The organism is Mycobacterium zoologicum (assembly GCF_020181635.2).
In the GTDB taxonomy this organism is placed as follows: Bacteria; Actinomycetota; Actinomycetes; order Mycobacteriales; family Mycobacteriaceae; genus Mycobacterium; species Mycobacterium zoologicum.
Map to the genome: position 1 here is coordinate 1 of NZ_JAYJJS010000011.1, position 17,774 is coordinate 17,774.

Annotated in this window: 17 protein-coding genes and 2 pseudogenes; 15 read left to right on the plus strand and 4 right to left on the minus strand. The window is 61.4% G+C overall.

Translation table 11 applies throughout. The annotated features are described in order from the left end of the window. Positions 1 to 50: 50 nt before the first annotated feature. From K6T84_RS10895 to K6T84_RS10905, 3 genes and pseudogenes are all read left to right on the plus strand, one after another. Positions 51 to 557 (plus strand): annotated as a pseudogene (locus tag K6T84_RS10895) (alpha/beta fold hydrolase); the annotation flags it as partial. Positions 558 to 649: 92 nt separating this feature from the next. Then, positions 650 to 1,228, plus strand: a complete 579-nt coding sequence (locus K6T84_RS10900) for a TetR/AcrR family transcriptional regulator (protein WP_174682934.1) — start codon at positions 650 to 652, stop codon at positions 1,226 to 1,228. A gap of 147 nt (positions 1,229 to 1,375) precedes the next feature. Beyond that, positions 1,376 to 1,800: pseudogene (locus K6T84_RS10905) on the plus strand (IS1380 family transposase); the annotation flags it as partial. 68 nt (positions 1,801 to 1,868) lie between these two features. Here K6T84_RS10905 and K6T84_RS10910 read toward each other — a convergent pair. Beyond that, positions 1,869 to 2,834 (minus strand): helix-turn-helix transcriptional regulator, encoded by a 966-nt coding sequence (locus K6T84_RS10910; RefSeq protein ID WP_059087303.1) that lies wholly within the window; start codon positions 2,832 to 2,834, stop codon positions 1,869 to 1,871. Between the two features lie 162 nt (positions 2,835 to 2,996). On the opposite strand from K6T84_RS10910, the gene K6T84_RS10915 reads away from it, so the two are divergent. The 7 genes from K6T84_RS10915 to K6T84_RS10945 all read left to right on the plus strand — a co-directional run bounded on the left by K6T84_RS10915 (position 2,997) and on the right by K6T84_RS10945 (position 10,796). Beyond that, on the plus strand, positions 2,997 to 3,317 hold the full coding sequence (locus K6T84_RS10915; RefSeq protein WP_012394830.1) for a 2Fe-2S iron-sulfur cluster-binding protein: 321 nt from the start codon (positions 2,997 to 2,999) through the stop codon (positions 3,315 to 3,317). 71 nt (positions 3,318 to 3,388) lie between these two features. After that, complete coding sequence (locus tag K6T84_RS10920) at positions 3,389 to 4,729, plus strand: cytochrome P450 (RefSeq protein WP_046285458.1); 1,341 nt, start codon at positions 3,389 to 3,391, stop codon at positions 4,727 to 4,729. After that, positions 4,726 to 5,928, plus strand: coding sequence for an NAD(P)/FAD-dependent oxidoreductase (locus K6T84_RS10925; protein WP_046285459.1), 1,203 nt, complete (start codon positions 4,726 to 4,728; stop codon positions 5,926 to 5,928). The genes K6T84_RS10920 and K6T84_RS10925 overlap by 4 nt, the downstream gene beginning before the upstream one ends. A gap of 261 nt (positions 5,929 to 6,189) precedes the next feature. Then, on the plus strand, positions 6,190 to 6,600 hold the full coding sequence (locus tag K6T84_RS10930) for an SCP2 sterol-binding domain-containing protein (protein ID WP_016889191.1): 411 nt from the start codon (positions 6,190 to 6,192) through the stop codon (positions 6,598 to 6,600). A gap of 36 nt (positions 6,601 to 6,636) precedes the next feature. Beyond that, positions 6,637 to 8,265 (plus strand): fatty acid--CoA ligase, encoded by a 1,629-nt coding sequence (locus K6T84_RS10935; RefSeq protein ID WP_046188900.1) that lies wholly within the window; start codon positions 6,637 to 6,639, stop codon positions 8,263 to 8,265. A 46-nt stretch (positions 8,266 to 8,311) separates the two neighbouring features. Then, on the plus strand, positions 8,312 to 9,418 hold the full coding sequence (locus tag K6T84_RS10940; RefSeq protein WP_046188899.1) for an NDMA-dependent alcohol dehydrogenase: 1,107 nt from the start codon (positions 8,312 to 8,314) through the stop codon (positions 9,416 to 9,418). A gap of 277 nt (positions 9,419 to 9,695) precedes the next feature. After that, a complete protein-coding gene (locus K6T84_RS10945) occupies positions 9,696 to 10,796 on the plus strand; it encodes a BtrH N-terminal domain-containing protein (RefSeq protein WP_046285460.1) in 1,101 nt (366 codons plus the stop codon). A 335-nt stretch (positions 10,797 to 11,131) separates the two neighbouring features. Here the strand turns inward: K6T84_RS10945 and K6T84_RS10950 are convergent, their stop codons facing one another. Then, the gene (locus tag K6T84_RS10950; RefSeq protein ID WP_163648679.1) at positions 11,132 to 11,413 is read right to left on the minus strand and encodes a hypothetical protein; all 282 of its coding nucleotides are present in this window, start codon (positions 11,411 to 11,413) and stop codon (positions 11,132 to 11,134) included. Between K6T84_RS10950 and K6T84_RS10955 the strand changes: the two genes are divergently transcribed. Beyond that, positions 11,381 to 11,758: a PaaI family thioesterase gene (locus K6T84_RS10955; protein WP_073916453.1), complete on the plus strand. Its 378-nt coding sequence runs from the start codon at positions 11,381 to 11,383 to the stop codon at positions 11,756 to 11,758. The genes K6T84_RS10950 and K6T84_RS10955 overlap by 33 nt on opposite strands. A 165-nt stretch (positions 11,759 to 11,923) precedes the next feature. On the opposite strand, the gene K6T84_RS10960 is transcribed toward K6T84_RS10955, so the two are convergent. After that, positions 11,924 to 12,610 (minus strand): TetR/AcrR family transcriptional regulator, encoded by a 687-nt coding sequence (locus tag K6T84_RS10960; protein ID WP_046285463.1) that lies wholly within the window; start codon positions 12,608 to 12,610, stop codon positions 11,924 to 11,926. Between the two features lie 73 nt (positions 12,611 to 12,683). Between K6T84_RS10960 and K6T84_RS10965 the strand changes: the two genes are divergently transcribed. Further along, positions 12,684 to 13,553, plus strand: a complete 870-nt coding sequence (locus tag K6T84_RS10965; RefSeq protein ID WP_046285464.1) for a metal-dependent hydrolase — start codon at positions 12,684 to 12,686, stop codon at positions 13,551 to 13,553. A gap of 166 nt (positions 13,554 to 13,719) precedes the next feature. On the opposite strand, the gene K6T84_RS10970 is transcribed toward K6T84_RS10965, so the two are convergent. After that, complete coding sequence (locus tag K6T84_RS10970) at positions 13,720 to 14,352, minus strand: TetR/AcrR family transcriptional regulator (protein WP_095562669.1); 633 nt, start codon at positions 14,350 to 14,352, stop codon at positions 13,720 to 13,722. Between the two features lie 128 nt (positions 14,353 to 14,480). Here K6T84_RS10970 and K6T84_RS10975 point away from each other — a divergent pair, with 128 nt between their 5' ends. The 3 genes from K6T84_RS10975 to K6T84_RS10985 are packed head-to-tail and all read left to right on the plus strand — an operon-like array spanning position 14,481 to position 17,768. Next, positions 14,481 to 15,347 carry an SDR family NAD(P)-dependent oxidoreductase gene (locus K6T84_RS10975; RefSeq protein WP_046285465.1) on the plus strand — a complete coding sequence of 289 codons (867 nt, stop codon included), beginning with the start codon at positions 14,481 to 14,483 and terminating at the stop codon, positions 15,345 to 15,347. Position 15,348: 1 nt separating this feature from the next. After that, positions 15,349 to 16,272 carry a hypothetical protein gene (locus K6T84_RS10980; protein ID WP_046285466.1) on the plus strand — a complete coding sequence of 308 codons (924 nt, stop codon included), beginning with the start codon at positions 15,349 to 15,351 and terminating at the stop codon, positions 16,270 to 16,272. Next, positions 16,269 to 17,768: a flavin-containing monooxygenase gene (locus K6T84_RS10985; RefSeq protein ID WP_046285467.1), complete on the plus strand. Its 1,500-nt coding sequence runs from the start codon at positions 16,269 to 16,271 to the stop codon at positions 17,766 to 17,768. Before K6T84_RS10980 ends, K6T84_RS10985 begins: the two co-directional genes overlap by 4 nt. Positions 17,769 to 17,774 lie beyond the last annotated feature (6 nt).

Below are 17,774 nucleotides of genomic sequence, written 5' to 3' on the forward strand. Positions count from 1 at the left end.
CCGAAACGGAGGTCGCCTGAAACACCCCGATCCACAGGTATTGACAATTCCTCGTTGACATCACTCCGCGAATGCAGATGCACGGCGCCCGCCGAGTCCTATCGTTCATGTCGGCCCATCCCGAAGGTTTCGACAGCCTAGAGTCGGCCGCTGACGTGATCGCCGCCTACAACCCGCACCGCCCTCGCCCCGAAAACGTCGACGGCCTTCAAAAAGTCCTCCGCCGACGTGGAGACGGTCGCTGGGCCTGGCGATGGGATCCGGCGTTTGCGACGTCGAATTTTCAGTTCCTGCAGAGTGATTCAGACGACGGCGCAGAGGAGTTCGAGATGATGAGCGCATTCCTTGTCGATGGCGCGCGACAGGTGTCCGCGCCGGCGCTGCTGGTCCGCGGCCTGCTGTCGGACATAGTCTCCGAAGAGACAGTGAAGGATTTCCTCACCTTGGTTCCCCACGCGCAAACCGTTGACGTGTCAGGCGCGGGCCACATGGTTGCTGGCGACAACAACGACGCATTCTCGACGGCGGTCGTCGACTTTCTCGACCGTACCGTTTGACGCCAGTCGTCGGGCTGCGCGGGAGATCCCAGTTCGCCACCTATTCTGCTCGTATGCCAACTGATTCGGCGCGGATGTCGTTTCGCCGACATATCCGCGAGCAGGTCTTGAGGGCGACACGGGAACTCACCATTGAGAAGGGCTGGGAACAAGTCCGAGTGAGTGAGGTCGCCGAACTTGTCGGCGTCTCCCGACCGACGCTATACAAGGAGTTCGGCGATAAGCAGGGACTTGGTGACGCGCTCGTGGTGGCCGAGGGTCAGCGCTTCCTGGAGGGTATCCACGCCATTCTCGCCGAACACACCGGCGACGTTCAGGGCGGCATCACCGCAGCGGTGCGGTTCACCCTGCGTGAAGCAGAAGCCAGTCCGCTCCTGAAGTCGGTGCTGACGTCCAACCACTCAGGGGATGATCGCGCCGGTGCGCCGACGACGGGCGTTCTTCCTCTCCTGCCGACATCGGCGTCCCTGCTCCAGCTCTCCTCCGCGGCTTTGGTCGCGTGGTTTCACGACCACTTCGCCGATCTCGACTCCGAAGACGTCGAGGAGGTCGCAGACGTTCTGGTGCGGCTCACCGTGAGTCACGTCGTTCTTCCCTCCGCGGACATCGCCACCACGGGTGCGCGGATCTCGCGGGTGGCGCTCCGCTACCTCGGCGTTGGCTATAGATAGCTGTGACTTGAGCGGTCTTGGCCTCGATCCACTGACAATGGACTGTTTGTCGGGGTGTCGGGATAAGGAAAGTGCGTTCTGAGCTGGGAAGATTGATATTGTTCAGGCAACAATCGGTCCAGTTCGAGAACGGCACTTCCGGCGCGAGTGTCCCACACGTTCACCCCGCGGTCCGATGTGTTCGATGAGGATATCTGGTGTCGTGCGCGGGCCTGGTGCCGGTGATGGCGCTGGCTGAGCAGGCAGGCCTATCGGAGTTGTTGGCCAACAAGATTCACATCGCAGCTCCCAGGGTCAAGTCGAGGTCGGCCAATCCGGCTCCGAAACTGGCCACCCTGATCGCGAGCATGTAAGCGGGCGCGGATTACATCGATGATGTCGACCTGGTCCGCGCTGGCGGCATAAATCCCTTTTTCCGCCGGGTGTATCCCCCGTCAACGATGGGAACGCTGTTGCGGGAGTTCACTTTCGGTCATGCCCGCCAATTGGATTCGGTGCTGGCCGAGCATCTGGCCGGCTTGTGTGACCGGGTGAATCTGCTGCCCGGCGCGCAGGCTCGGGCCTCCATCGAACACCCGGGGAGAGGCGACGCTGCAGAAAGACGCCGCAAAGGTCGGATCTCCGGACCCGCCGGGACAGCTCAATGTGGTGAGAGCCGGAACTCGCTCGGAGAGCGGCCGGTCCATCGCTTGAAGGCGTGTGAGAAGTTGGCGAGGTCGCTGTATCCGAGATCCGTGGCTATCTCACTCACCGATAGGGATCGGTCGAGTAGCTGCAGCATCGCGCGCTCGCGCAGGAATGCTTGGCGCAACTCGCGAAAGGTGGTCTCCTCTTCGGAGAGGCGCCGCTTGAGTGTGCTGGTGGACATTGACAGCTCATGTGCGAACCAATGTTTACTTCGGCGTCCGGGCTCCTTCTGCAGCAGCCGTCTCACCTTCTCCGAGAACGACGTGGTTTCGCTCCGCTGGTCGAGAGTTCGCTGCAGATCGACGATGGCGAGTCGGTATGCGACGGGATCGGAGAACCGGCACACCTCGTTGAGCGTGTCCGCGGGAACATGGAGGAAGGACATCGGAGCGTCGAAGAACAGGCGCCCGGCGGTAAGGTCGTCCTCGCGATCTTTCAAGGCGGCGGGCGCTGGCCAACTCAAGTGGAGTGTGAGGGTCGGCGCCGCACGGACGAGCATGTCCAGCAGTCGCAACAACGCCAACCCGGCGTACGTGACGGCGAGGCAGTCCAGGGCCCGATCGCTGGTGTGTCCCCAGAGCCCGACGGTGAGGCCTTGGTCATCTGGATGAAACTGTGCTTTGACAGCCGTCGTGATCAACGGCAGATAAGTCAGCAGCTCTACGATCTCGGCCACTGAGCCCGCGCTGACCAGCGGAACACTCAGCGGGCCGAAGGACGTCAACTGTGCCTGTTCGGCTAACGCAAATCCGAGCAGCGTTGCCTGATCGATGTCTAGACCGGGGTACGCCTCACGAAACCACCGTAACGGGGCCTGGACATCACGCTGAATCAGCGTCGCCTCGTCGGTTCCTTCGCGAGCCATGATGTTGCGAAGCCGCGCGACGGCGTCTGGGTCAAACGCCGGGCTCTCGAGCATTTGCACGAATGCGAGTGGGGGCACACCCGCGTCATTGGGGTTCACTGACCATGGCCCCTTTGAGCCGAAATCACAAGTTTCTGACTCCGGCGAACATAGCCGCAGCGCTCATCTGGCGCAAGACTTGTGTCAAGTAACTGAGGACACGCAAGGAGCCTGGCTATGGCAGTTGTCACATTTGTCTCCCACGGCGGCGAGAAGTATGAGGCGCCTCTCGAGGAAGGTCAGTCACTGATGCGGGTCGCGACCAACAATGCGGTGCCCGGCATCGACGGCGACTGCGGAGGCGAAGCCGCGTGCGGCACCTGCCATGTGATCGTCGATCCGCAATGGTCCGATCGGGTCGGCCTCTCCGGGGCCAATGAAGAGGAGATGCTCGCGATGAACCCCGAGCGTCAGCCGACCTCCCGGCTGTCCTGCCAGATGCAGGTCTCTGAGGCGTGGGACGGTTTGATCGTCCATCTGCCCGAGTTCCAACTGTGATGACGAAAGAGAGGTGAGACGTGAGCAATATTCGCGAGGCAGTCACTGCCAAGGCTCAGGCAACAATTCCGATGGACCGAATAATCCAGGGCGCCCACCTCTACGACAGAACGCGGCGCTGGGTCACCGGCACCAACGGTGAAAAAATCTTCATCGAGCGACCGATCCCGCCGGCTGACGAGGTTGAACTGACCGACATCGACCTTAGCAATCCTTTCCTCTATCGTCAGGGTCGCTGGAAGTCCTATTACGAGCGCCTACGCAACGAGGCTCCCGTGCACTATCAGGCCCACAGCGCGTTCGGCCCGTTCTGGTCGGTGACGCGGCATGCCGACATCGTGGCCGTCGACAAGAACCACGAGGTCTTCTCCTCCGAGCCGTTCATCGTCATCGGGAGCCCGCCGCGCTTCCTCGACATTGCGATGTTCATCGCGATGGACCCCCCGAAACACGACCGGCAACGGCAGGCTGTCCAGGGTGTGGTCGCACCGAAGAACCTGCGTGAGATGGAGGGCCTCATCCGCGAGCGGGTGGTAGACGTGCTCGACGCTCTGCCGCTTGGCGAACCGTTCAACTGGGTGCAGCACGTCTCGATCGAGCTAACCGCGCGCATGCTGGCCACGCTGCTGGACTTCCCGTACGAGCAGCGGCGCAAGCTCGTCCAATGGTCCGATCTCGCCACCTCCATGGAGCAAGCCAACGGTGGGCCCTCGGACAACGACGAGATATTTCGCGGCATGGTCGATATGGCTAGAGGTCTCAGCGCTCACTGGCGGGACAAGGCAGCCCGGAAAGCTGCCGGAGAGCTGCCCGGCTTCGATCTGATCACCATGTTGCAGAGCGACGAGAGCACCAAGGACCTGATCGATCGCCCGATGGAGTTCTTGGGCAACTTGGTATTGCTGATCGTGGGTGGCAACGATACGACCCGCAATTCCATGAGCGGTGGTGTTCTGGCGCTGAACGAGTTCCCTGACCAGTTTGAGAAGCTGAAGGCGAACCCCGAGCTGATCCCCAACATGGTCTCGGAGATCATCCGGTGGCAAACCCCGCTCGCGCATATGCGCCGGATCGCCAAGGCCGACACTGTGCTCAACGGGCAGTTCATCCGCAAGGGCGATAAGGTCCTGATGTGGTACGCCTCGGGCAACCGCGACGAGCGCGTGTTCGATCGGCCCGATGACCTGATTATCGACCGGGCCAACGCCCGTAACCACATCTCCTTCGGTTTCGGCGTGCACCGCTGTATGGGTAACCGGCTGGCCGAGATGCAGTTGCGGATCCTGTGGGAGGAGCTGCTTCCGCGGTTCGAGAACATCGAGGTCGTCGGTGAGCCCGAGTACGTGCAGTCCAACTTCGTGAGGGGGATCAGTAAGCTGATGGTCCGCCTCATCCCGAAAGGTGGCGCATGACCGTGCAGCGAGCGGTCATCGCGGGGGCCAGCCACGCGGGCACCCAGCTCGCCGCCAGTCTTCGCCGAGAAGGGTGGGACGGCGAGATCGTCCTCGTCGGCGATGAGTCGGCGTTGCCCTACCAGCGGCCCCCGCTGTCCAAGTCGTACCTGGCCGACAAATGCGAACTGGCCGAACTCGCGATCCGCAACTCGGATTTCTACGCCAAGCAGCGGATCCGACTCCTGGATGCGACGGTGGCGGCGATCGACCGCTCGGCTGGTCATGTCGTGCTGAGTACCGGCGACGCACTGCCCTACGACAAGCTCGCGCTGTGCACTGGCGCCCGGCCTCGTCGGCTCCCCACCCCGGGAGCGGACCTGGCCGGAGTCTTCTACCTACGCACCGCCGCGGACGGCGAGATGATCCGAGAGGCCGCCGGCCCCGGGCGTCGGGCGGTGATCGTGGGCGGCGGCTACATCGGACTGGAGACAGCCGCCTCGTTGCGTGCACTGGGTCTGGAGGTCACCCTGCTCGAGGCGACCGGGCGCGTCCTTGAACGGGTCACCGCCCCGGAGGTATCGGAGTTCTTCGACCGGATCCACCGGGAGGAGGGCGTCAACATCCGGACGGGCACGCTGGTCGAGGCTCTGTCCGGCGACGGCAGGGTCCGCGAAGTAATCCTGGCCAGTGGCGAATCAATTCCCGCCGACCTCGTCATTGTCGGCATCGGCGTGGAGCCGAACACCGAGCTCGCCGCCACCGCGGGCCTGGTCGTCGACAACGGCGTCGTGATCGACGATCGGGCCCGGACTAGCGACCCCGACATCGTGGCCGCCGGGGACTGCGCCAGCCACGACATGGCCCGTTACGGCCGTCGCATCCGCCTGGAGTCCGTGCCGAGCGCGGCCGAGCAGGCCAAGGTCGCCGCCGCGACCGTCTGTGGGAAGTCCAAGAAGATTGCGGCCCTTCCATGGTTCTGGTCAGATCAATACGACCTCAAGCTCCAGATCGCCGGTCTCAACACCGGGTACGACGAGGTCGTCCTCAGCGGCGACCCGACCCGGGACCGCGACTTCACCTGCTTCTACCTCCGTGCCGGCGAGCTCATTGCCGCCGACTGCATCAACCGTCCCCGCGACTTCATGTTCAGCAAGCGGGTCATCACGCAGCAAGTCGCCGTCGAACGGGCCGAACTGGTGCTCGCCGGCTCGGACTGAGGTGCCGGCGGTGCGTAGGCGGTGGGAACGACGACGGCGGATGCGACGCGTGTCTTGGAGAGGTACTTCAGTGACAATTGCCATCCAGCCCCGCTGGCAAAGGAACGCTAGCGGCTGCCCGGCGGTCGCCTTGGCGCAGCGCATCAGGACCTAGTGGGGTTTCCCAACGAGCATGACGATTCTTTCCGGAGGAGCAGCGTCAGAAGTCGGTGCCTGTTCTGTTCTGTTCTGTTCTGACAATGAGGTTAGTTGAGGTTGACGGTGGCGGTATTTAGGGACGAGGACGAGGTCTATGCCTTCCTGGGCGGGATCTTTCGGCGGGGTTTGGAGAAGGAAGGTCTGGCGGACAAGCTCGCGAATTCGGGTGTGGTGTTGCGGGTGCATTACACAGATCCGGATGCGGTTGTGACGGTGGACATGCCGAACAAGGTGGTGGAGACCGGAGCGGCCAGTACCGCGGTGCCCAACGTGGAGTTGTTCATGTCGGCAGACACGGGGAACAAGTTCTGGTTGGGGAAGGTGAACTTGACGATGGCGATGGCCAAGGGAACGGTACGTGCGAAAGGTCCGGTGCCGAAGTTGATCAAGTTGATCCCGCAGGCCAAGAACCTGTTCCCCGAGTACCGGTTGATGCTGGAGAGCCAGAATCGGCAGGACCTCATCGATGCGTGACCCTCGCCTCACCGCGGGCTGTAGGGCGGGTGTGCGATGAGGAGCACGATGCAGGACGTTGCGTTGACTGTGCCCGCGATCGTGGCCCATGCTTCGGCAGTTCATGGCGATCGCGAGGTGCTGACTGCGCGCGGACCCCGGCAGATCTCTGGGGTGTCCTATCGCGAGGTGGGTGAGCGTGCGGCACGGTTGGCAAATGCTCTGCGCCAGATCGGCATCCGTGGAGATGAGCGTGTCGCGACGTTACAGTGGAGCAACCAGGAGCATCTGGACTGTTACGCGGCGGTGCCGTCGATGGGCGCGGTGCTGCATACGTTGAACCTGCGGCTGCCGCCGGAACAGCTGACGTGGATCGCCAATCATGCCGAGGATCGGGTGATCATCGTCGACAGTACGGTGCTGGCCCTTTTGGCGGCGGCGTTGCCGTCGATGACCTCGGTGCGCACGGTGCTAGTGACCGGAACCGGCGATCTTGCCGCGGTCGAGGGGTGCGGAAAGGACGTCCTACGGTACGACGATGTGGTGGCCGCCCAGTCGAGTACGTTCGACTGGCCCGACGTCGACGAGCAGTCGGCCGCAGCGATGTGCTATACGAGCGGTACCACCGGGCATCCGAAAGGTGTTGTCTACAGCCATCGTTCGACGTGGTTGCACTCGCAGGCGGCGTGCACTTCGAATGCCTTGGGCATCGGTCATGACGACACGGTGTTGGCGATCGTTCCGATGTTCCACGCCAACGCGTGGGGGTTGCCGTATGCGGCGATGATGGCCGGCGCGCAGCTTCTGCTGCCTGACCGTTTCCTGCAGGCGGGGCCTCTAGTGGAGATGATCGAGGCGGTGCGACCGACGATGGCGGGGGCGGTGCCGACGATCTGGACCGATGTTCTGCACTACCTGCGCGACAATCCCGGCCATGACGTGAGTTCGCTGAAGATGGTGGCCTGCGGTGGTTCGGCGGTTCCGCGGTCGTTGATGACCGCCTATGACGAGCTGGGCATCCGCATTGTGCAGGCTTGGGGGATGACTGAGACTTCCCCGCTGGCCTCGGTCGCTCTGCCGCGGAGTTCTGATACCCCGGAGAGGTCGCTTCACCTGCGCGCAACCCAGGGCCGGGTGGTGGCCGGTGTGCAGGCCCGCATCGTCGATGACAGCGGTGCAGAACAACCGTGGGACGGAAAATCGGTGGGGGAGATTCAAGTCCGCGGCCCGTGGATCACTCAGTCGTATTACGAGAATGACAGTCCGGCGGCGTCGCCGGACGGGTGGTTGCGTACCGGGGACGTCGGGACGATCAGCGCGGACGCGTTCATCGCGCTGACCGACCGCTCCAAGGATGTCATCAAGTCCGGGGGCGAATGGATCTCCTCGGTGGAATTGGAGAACGAGTTGGCCGCTCACCCTGCGGTGCGCACCGCCACGGTGATTGGAGTGCCCGACGACAAGTGGCAGGAACGGCCGCTGGCGGTGGTCGTCCTGGCTGCCGACCGCACCGCCACCGCGGCGGAGCTGACCGAATTTCTGCGTGCGCGGGTGGCCAAGTGGTGGCTACCGGAACGGTGGGCGTTCGTCACCGACATTCCGCTGACTTCCACTGGCAAGTTCGACAAGAAGAAGCTGCGCCGCCAGTTCGGCGACGGTGACCTCATCATCGAGACGCTGGCGTGAATCATCAATCCACTGCGACCGAAACACTGACGTTAAGGAGACACATATGAAGACACGTGCTGCAGTGCTGTGGGGCCTAGGAGAAAAGTGGGAAGTCGAGGACATCGAGTTGGATCCTCCCGGCCCCGATGAAGTGCTCGTCCAGCTGACCGCGACCGGGTTGTGCCATTCCGACGAACACCTCGTGACCGGCGACCTGCCCATTCCGCTGCCCGTCGTCGGTGGCCACGAGGGTGCCGGCACCGTGGTCGAAGTGGGTGCGGGTGTCGAGAACGTCGCCGAGGGCGATTCGGTGATCCTGACGTTCCTGCCGTCGTGTGGGCACTGTTCCTATTGCGCGCGGGGGATGGGGAACATGTGCGACTTGGGTGCCGCGCTCATGATGGGACCCCAGATCGACGGCACTTACCGTTTCCATGCCCGGGGTGAGGACGTCGGCCAGATGTGCCTGCTGGGCACGTTCTCGGAATACACCGTGGTCCCCAAGGCGTCTCTGGTCAAAATCGACCAGGGGACACCGCTGGACAAGGCGGCGTTGATCGGGTGTGGTGTGACGACCGGGTACGGGTCGGCGGTGCGCACCGGTGAGGTGCGTGCCGGGGATACCGTGGTAGTGATCGGAGCCGGTGGCATCGGCATGAATGCGATTCAGGGTGCCCGCATCGCGGGCGCGTTGAACATCGTGGCTGTCGATCCGGTGGCGTTCAAGCGTGAACAAGCCGGCGGTTTCGGTGCGACGCATGCCGTTGCCACGATCGACGAGGCCTGGTCACTGATCAGTGACATCACCCGCGGCAAACTCGCCGATGTCTGCGTCTTGACCACCGATGTCGCCGAAGGGTCCTACATCGGCGAGGCGCTGTCCTTGGTCGGTAAACGCGGCCGTGTGGTCGTTACCGCGATCGGGCACCCCGAAGACACCTCGATGTCGGGTTCACTGCTGGAATTGACGCTGTATGAAAAGCAGATCCGCGGCGCTCTGTACGGTTCGTCGAACGCCGCCCACGACATCCCGCGGCTCGTCGAGCTCTACAACGCCGGACACCTCAAGCTGGATGAGCTGATCACCCGTGAGTACACCCTCGATCAGATCAACGAAGGCTACGCGGATATGCGATCGGGCCGCAACATCCGAGGACTCATCCGATTCTGATAAAGCAGCCGAAGCGCGGGAGCGCGACCACGGGAGCAAGCGAGCTGAGTACAACGGTTGAGTGCTGCGCGTCTGTGGCTCTTACCGTTGACGTGTTGATGCAGGACTAGCGATCGAAAGTCAATGTGCCCCATCGCCATAGGCGGTCGAGATGCGCGGCTGAGGTTGGCTGCGGTCACGCGTGTTGGTGTTGGCACCTACTGTCAGCCGGGAAGCCGTGATGAAACGTAGCTTTTGACGAGTCTCAACAGTGCTACTGACAAGAGAGGAAGCGGCGATGACGAGGATTCAAATTCCCTATCCCCATAGGAGGGGAGGGCACTGTGGTTCCGGTGCGCTTCGTGACCTTACTGAATGGGCCCAACTCGGATGGGGGACAGAAGCACTCAGTGAAGGATTGGTCTTCACCCTCGGCGGAGCCTTGGACTTCTCGTACGTCCGCTCTACGCAGTTGTTCCCCCAGGTGTACCTGGTAGGACGAGGAAGCGACCTGGAACAAGATTACCTCTCCCGGGTTGGCGCAAAGTTCGTCGTGCGATCGACCGATGACCCGGACGTGGGATGGGCATTTGTGACCGACGAAATCGACAAAGGTCGACCCGTCATGGTCTGGGCTGACATCGGCGAACTTCCTTACCTGCGCGTCCGATTGCACATGAGCCGTCACGACATTGTCATCACCGGATACGATGACGAACAACGGGTCGCCTATGTGGTCGATAATGACCGCGAGACAACCCAGACGGTGGCCTACGACGACCTACGCCGGGCGCGGTCCTCGGTCGGGTTTCCCACACCTACCCGGCACACCACATATCACGTCGACTGGCCAGAGCGAGTGCCAGACCTTGGGCCGATCGCGGCCGCTTCACTCGCCGCGAGCGCAGCGTTCATGCGCGGCGGTGCCGTAGGTGCGCCGCTACTGCGCATCGAGGCAGCTGAAGTCGAATCTTCCGGTTTGAAGGGTGTGCAGGACTTCGCCGATGACGTAGGGCATTGGCCAACGCTGTTCGATGACGATGCCCTGACCGCGGCATTGTTCGGGCTCGGGGCGTTCATCGAGAAAGCCGGTACCGGCGGCGGGCTCTTTCGTACGCTGCAGGCACACGGTTGCCAGAACATCGCCGATCTCCTAGATGACGCCGCCACTGCCGAAGCGGCTGCCGCGGCCCGACATGCTTCCAAAGCGTGGTCTACGCTTGCGGCCGCAGCCACGGATGCCGGCACATCGCTACGGAGTCGTAGTCTAGCTGCGGCCAAAGTCGCCGCGACGATCCCGGACGCCGAAACGCGCCTCGTCGAAGCCCTCGAAACGGCCAGTCGATCCGTTGGCACTGTCGATACCGGCATCGAAGCTCATCTGAAAGGCTATCTGTGAGTGGCACTTCAAACCAATCGAGTTTCCTGGAGACTACTGGTTTCTCGATTGGCAGCATGACGATGTTCAGCGCTTCGCCCAGAACGCGGTCGGTGACGTTCGTGACCCTTGTGCAGAAGGCGAGGTTGACCGTCACCGCTGTGGGGGACAGGATTTGGTATGACCCCTATAGCACCGACGACGACCCCGAGCATTATCGGGCGAGCTATGCGGCGACAGCGTCGAGGGCGTATTGCGGGGCAGGACCAAATGGCTGATAGTGACCGAACTGGAAGGTGTACCGCAGCGATGATCTCGGCGGGCTAACGAGTCCTTTACATACTGTCTTCCGGCGATCAGCCCAGCCGACGTCGGCGCAGTTCTTCAGTCGCATGGTGGTCCATGCACTGCGTGGTCCTATTTAGGAGGATTTCGTCATCGACGAGCAAGCAGAAGATTCGGCCATCGCGTGGTGGCATAACTTTCAGAATCGTGTTATCGCCGCCGACGGCGACTACCTCGATGCGCACCATCCGTGGTGCCTTGGTTGCGGCACAGACAATCCGCACGGTCATCGCCTGCGAGCGCGTCGGCGTGGCGACGGGGTGGGCGCCAGGCATATCTTCGACGGCCGACATCGCGGCGCACCCGGGATCGCACATGGCGGCGCAGTCATGACGGTTCTTGACGACACGGTGGGCATGCTGCTCTACGTCGTCGGTGAGATGGCCGTCACCCGTAAGCTCGACACCGAGTTCTTCGCGCCGGTATTGCTGGGGGTTCCCTACGAGGTCAGCGCGGAGCTCGTGTCCAGAACCGGCCGGAAACTCGAAGTGCGGGCAGAATTGCGCGAGGAAGCCACCGGCCAGCTGGTCGCGTCCGCGTCCGGGTTATTCGTCGTCGTCACGCTGGATCACTTCACTAGCTCCATACAGAAGGCGTCGTCAATACGCTGCACTGCGCGACCACCCTGGGAGGGATGACGCAACCCGTAAATCTGCTCATTTTTCAACCGGCGCAGGCTGCTCGGATTAAACCGGGGCCGACAGGCGGGTTTGCTAAGCAAACGCGTACTCGACCACATCGTGGTGTACCAGCCTTCGGTAGCGTGACGCCGCAGCGTGTCGGCGAAAAGACCGCCGGTCTCATCAGCTGTGGCCCGCAGGGGAGTTGATATCGACCTGGATGTGCGAAGCGGCCGGGTCAGGTTTCTGGCCGAGGGTATACAGGCCAAGACTGCCGAGAAAACCCGCACAATGCTCGATAAGCACTTCGGTCGATAGGTTTAGTTGTCCGTCTATCCAGCGACGGAGAATCTCGAACAGGCCCCCGACACCGTAGGTAGCGGCGAGATCTGCGACCTGAATCACCTCGCTGGGTATATCGAGATGCAGGCGGGCCTCTCTGAGGACGAGCTCCGCAAATTCGGACATCAGTTCGCTTCGCAGCTGCCGAAGCAGGGGTTCAGCGCCCGATTCGACAAACAATATGCGGGCCATGCTGGGATCGTTCTCGATCATCTGAACCAGGGCCTTTATCGGAGCGTAAGCGAGTTCTTGAGGAGCAACGGTGTCATCCGGTATCGCCTTGGTGATCACGGCTTGGAAGGTGGTGGAGATCTTGGTGAACATCGCACGCAGGAGCGCGTCTCTGTCGCGAAACTGCTGGTAGAAGTACCGGCTCGTCACTCCTGACTCCGTACACACAGCGGTCACGGTGCACGCGGCGGCTCCCTGCTTGCCCATGAGCGCGACCGCGGCGTCAATCAGCAGTGCGCGGCGCTGCGCATCGCGTTGAGTTGCGGACAGCCCGCCATAAACACGTGCTGGACTCATGCCCTACATTCTGGCAGTCTCATGTGACAAGGCCTAAAGTCAGATCAGACTACGGAGGAAGGACCCCGTCAAGATGCCGGAAGATCGAGCCTCGACCAAGAGCCGTGTATTGCCAAAACCCCGGCGCGTTCGTTTCCCCATGCCCACCTCCACGAAGCGGCAACACTTCGTGGATGGCGACCTGGTGATGAGCCATTTCATCTCGGTGCTTTCTGCGACCTTCCCGGAAGGGGAAGACTTCTTCATCCGCTCGGTCAAGTATTTCCAGAGTTCCATCGACGATCCCCAATTGCTGACAGCGGTCAAGGGTTTCATCGGACAAGAGGCCACACACCGACACCAGCATCGGCTCCTCAACGAACGGCTCCAGGCCATGGGTTATCCGACCGCGCGGATCGACCGCCACGTCGCACGCCTGATCAAGCTATTGGAGCGGCGCTTTTCGCCAGAAATGCGGCTGTCGATGACCTCTGCATTGGAGCACTACACCGCGACGCTCGCTGAAATCATTCTCACCAGCGATGACGCCCAGAAGCTCATCGGACAGACAGAGGTTCGACCGATTCTGCTGTGGCATGCGTTCGAGGAGTCGGAGCACAAAGCCGTCGCCTTCGACGCCTATCGGCTGATTGGAGGCACCGAGCGCACCCGCGTACGGGGCATGCGGATCGCCTCTGCAATTCTGTTCGGCGAACTCATTCTGCAGACTGCGCTTTCGATGGCCTCTGACAAGGCCTCGTATAACCCGGTCACGTTGGTGCGTAGCCTACATCGCTTCAGTCGCACCCCGATGTTCACCGCCGATGCGCTGCAGCGATTCCGTTCGTACAACCGCCCCGGCTTCCACCCTGATGATTGGGACAGTGCCGCGGTCCTGGAGCGATGGAGCAAGGAACTGTTCGACCAAGACGGCTCACAGAAGGTCATCGCTCAGCCTGGGTAGCAAAAGTGCGTGAGGAGGGCGACGCAGAAAGACACTGTTTCTGCGTCGTTCCTCCAAACAAACGACAGCGCGCCTGTCGTCACGGATTGGATGCCCGGTGGCGGGTCAAGGCGACAGTCATACAGACAAATGCAGTCGGCCTCGAAACTCACGGAAAGGTTAAGCCTCAGCCGCTGACGACGTAGCGTTGAGCCAAGGTTTCAGCCAGTCGGCTAGTGTGCGCGACCACTTCCTTTTCGGTCACCGCAAGCAAACCGGAGTGCCAGGCCGTGATGACTTCGACGAACCCCCCCACCGCAACCAAAGTGTCCATACGAAGGGCCGTCTCGTCGGCGTCTTCTCTGAGATGTGGCCGGCTTGCCTCGACGACCAACTGCGTTGCCTCCTGCAGCGCCACAGCGCGGCGATCTTGCAGCGGTGAGCTACCTACATGCTGAGCGAGGAGGATGTGCGCCCGGCCAGGATCGCGTGCGATCCGGTCAACCACGATGGCGATCGCCGCGGTGATGGTTTCGATCGGCGGCCGATCCACACGCTCGTCGAAGAGCGCGGAAACCTCGCCGAGCATGTCATTGCGAACGCCATCCCACGCTGCGACGAGAAGATCCTCGCGCGTCTTGAAGTCCTCGTAGAAGTATCGATCGTTGAGCCCTGTCCGGGCGCAAACGCCGCGCATAGTCACTGCGGCCCAACCGCTCTCACTCCAAATCTCGGTCGCAGCCTCGATCAATTGCTGCCGTCGCTCTGCTCGACGCTCAGCACCGGTCCGACCACCCCAGACCTTGCTTCTCGACCTCACCTCACCATCTTGACAAAACGTCGGGCTCACGCCCAAACTGGTGGCATGCGACCCCAATGGTGGCTGATGCCCCCAAATGAATATCCTCCCGCACCGGAAATCAGTGTCGCGATCCAAAGGGCAAGCAGATGAGGTTCTTGCCGTTCGGTAATTCACCAGGTAGAACCCACCGCGCCCACGCAGTAGTCACAGGCGCAGGGAGCGGTATCGGCCGCGCGTTCGCCGTTGAGCTTGCTCGCAGAGGTGGACGTGTTGTGTGTGCGGACAAAGACCCCATCACTGCGAAGGAGTCGGCCGAGATGGTGAGGCAGGCCGGCGGCGAGGGTTTCGACGTCGTATGCGACGTCACCGAACTTGAGCAGGTCCGTAACCTCGCTGATGCCAGTGAAGACTGGTTCGGCAAGGCGGCGAGTCTGGTGATCAACAACGCCGGAATCGGTGCCGGCGGCAATCGCATCGGCGATACGTCGGTCGAGGACTGGAACGCTGCGATTTCTGTCAACCTTTGGGGTGTTATCTACGGTTGCGAGACTTTTGTTCCTCGCCTCCGGAGCAACGGCCGGGGCGGAGTGATCAATGTGGCGTCCGCCGCAAGTTTCGGCTCGGCGCCCCGAATGGGCGCATACAACGTGAGTAAGGCCGGCGTGCTCGCTCTGTCCGAGACATTGGCGGCCGAACTCAGCGGTACCAACGTCAACGTCACAGTGCTTTGCCCCACCTTCGTCAAGACGAACATCGCCAATAATCCTCAGATTGAGGAGTCGGCGGCGAGACTCGCGACCAACCTGATGAGGTGGACCGGCATTTCGCCGGATCAAGTGGCTCGAACGACTCTGAACGCGCACGATCGCGGACAAATCTATGTCGTGCCCCAACTGGACGCGAAAATTTTGTGGCAACTGAAAAGAGCTTTACCCGGTCCGTTTACGCGCGCGTTGGGGCTGGTGGAGCGCATGGCCTCGTGGAACGATCCAGCCGACCAGAGGGAGCAGTGAAATGGCGTTCGCATATAGCGACATGCTCGAGACGATCAAGAACAAGCAATGGGCTCTCGCCGATATCGATTGGGACGCCCCTGGTGCGGAGTTGATCACCGACGAACAGCGTCCCAAACTCAAGCAATTCATGTCCGACGTGGTGTGGATTGAGCATGTCGGAGCGCGCGCCTTTGCTGCGATGGCCCCGAAGGCGCCCTTCGAAGCGCTCGGAGACATTTACCGTTACTTTCACGCCGAGGAGCAGCGTCACGCCAACGCCGAACTTGCTCTGATGCGTCGCTGGGGCATGATCGAGGAAGGCGAAAAGCCTGTACCGAATAAGAACATCCGTCTCGTGATCGAGTGGCTAGATCGGTACGCTGAGGCTCTTCCCCTGACTGTCATCGGCGCCGCGATTCCCGCACTGGAGACCGCGCTGGACGGGGCCCTGCTGAAATTTCTCCTTGATGAGGTCGACGACCCAATTTGCGGGGAAGTATTCAATAAGGTCAACAGCGACGAATCGCGGCACCTTGCAGTAGGTTTTCAAGTCCTGAATGACCTCGGCGCCAGTCCCATGCGAATCCATGCAATCCAAACGGTCGGCGCTGTGATGGACCCCCGTATTCTCACTGGCGCGTTGCTGTATATACCGCTTCTCACGCGCATGTTGATGAATCTCAACGCGATGGGGCTATCCGAAGAGAAGCTGTACAACGCGGTGACGCGATATGGCAATGTCGGGGACCGCAGTGAGCACACGCGGAGGGTGCCTGGATATCACATCTTGAAGGCCCACATGTCCTCCTCGATCAAGCGGTCCCAACCCCTTCACTTCGTTTCCCAGCGCTTAGGCAATGCGATCGACATCTTCCCCGTGCAAGTACTCGGGCGACCGCCTTCATGGACGGATGAACTGACCTATGAACCGGTCGCTAAATGACGGACACGGTAACGACTTTGATCGTCGGCGCCGGCTTCGCGGGTATCGGTACGGCGATGAGAATGCTTCAAGCGGGCATTAACGACTTTGTCATCTTGGAGCGATCACATCGCATCGGGGGCACCTGGCGTGACAACACTTACCCCGGCGCCGCCTGCGACATTCCGTCATTGCTGTACTCCTACTCGTTCGAGCCGAACCCAGGCTGGACTCGCGCATACTCGGGGAGCGCAGAGATCCTCGCCTATATCGACGCGATTGTCGCGAAATACGATCTTGGGAGGTTCATTCATTTCGGTGCGGACGTGAGTGCACTGGAATTCGACGAGGATGCCGGAGAGTGGGTTGTCGACACGACCGGCGGCAGGCGGTATAGGGGCCGTTCAGTCGTGATGGCTAGCGGACCACTTGCTGACGCCAGTTTCCCGGATATTCGTGGCATCGAGTCGTACGAGGGGAAAAAGATTCACAGTGCTCGGTGGGACCACTCCTATGACATGAGCGGTAAGAGGGTGGCGGTTATCGGGACCGGGGCGAGCGCTGTGCAGATCGTTCCCGAATTGGTCCAGTTGGCGGCGTCGGTCAAGGTGTTTCAGAGGACGCCCGGCTGGGTCCTACCGAGGGTGAATTTCCGGCATCCGGCCTGGGCGCGTTCGACTTTCAAGCGCATGCCGGCAACCGAACAGGCCCTACGAGGTGCGTGGTTCTGGGCGCATGAGGTCATGGCCGTGGGCATGGTTTGGGATACCGCTGCCACATCTGTCATCCAAGCGGCCGCGAAGGCGAATCTGCGTCGGCAGGTGAAGGATACCTGGTTGAGACGTCAGCTAACACCGCAGTTCAGACCTGGGTGCAAACGCATGCTTATGACTAACGACTATTACCCTGCTCTCCAGGCCGATAACTGCAAACTCGTCAGCTGGCCGATCGCCACACTGGCTCCGAACGGAATTCGAACCGCCGACGGCATCGAGCATGAGGTGGACTGCATAGTATTCGCGACAGGCTTCGATGTGTGTAAACGCGGTACGCCATTTCCGATCCGAGGGCGCGACGGACGAAAACTCGAAGACGCGTGGTCTGAGGGGAGATTTGCCTACAAGAGCGTGAGTGTGGCCGGCTATCCGAATTTGTTCTTCACTTTCGGGCCTAATTCCGGTCCTGGCCACAACTCTGCCCTTCTATATATGGAGGCAGCAATCGATTACATCGTAAAAGCGATCGAGCTCTTGCGCGACGAAGGTAACGGAGTCCATACCCTGGATGTGAAAGAGGGTAGCCAAAACGCGTACCACTCCAATATTCAGCGGCGGTTACGACGCACGACATGGAACTCGGGTTGCAGCAGCTGGTATTTAACGGAGGACGGCTATAACGGCACGATGTATCCGGGCTTTGCGACTCAGTTCACCAGGGAACTGTCCCGTCTGGATATGCGGGATTACGACATCACTCGGCGTGACGATGCTGACCTGAAGTTGACACAAACACGCTGAACTGCA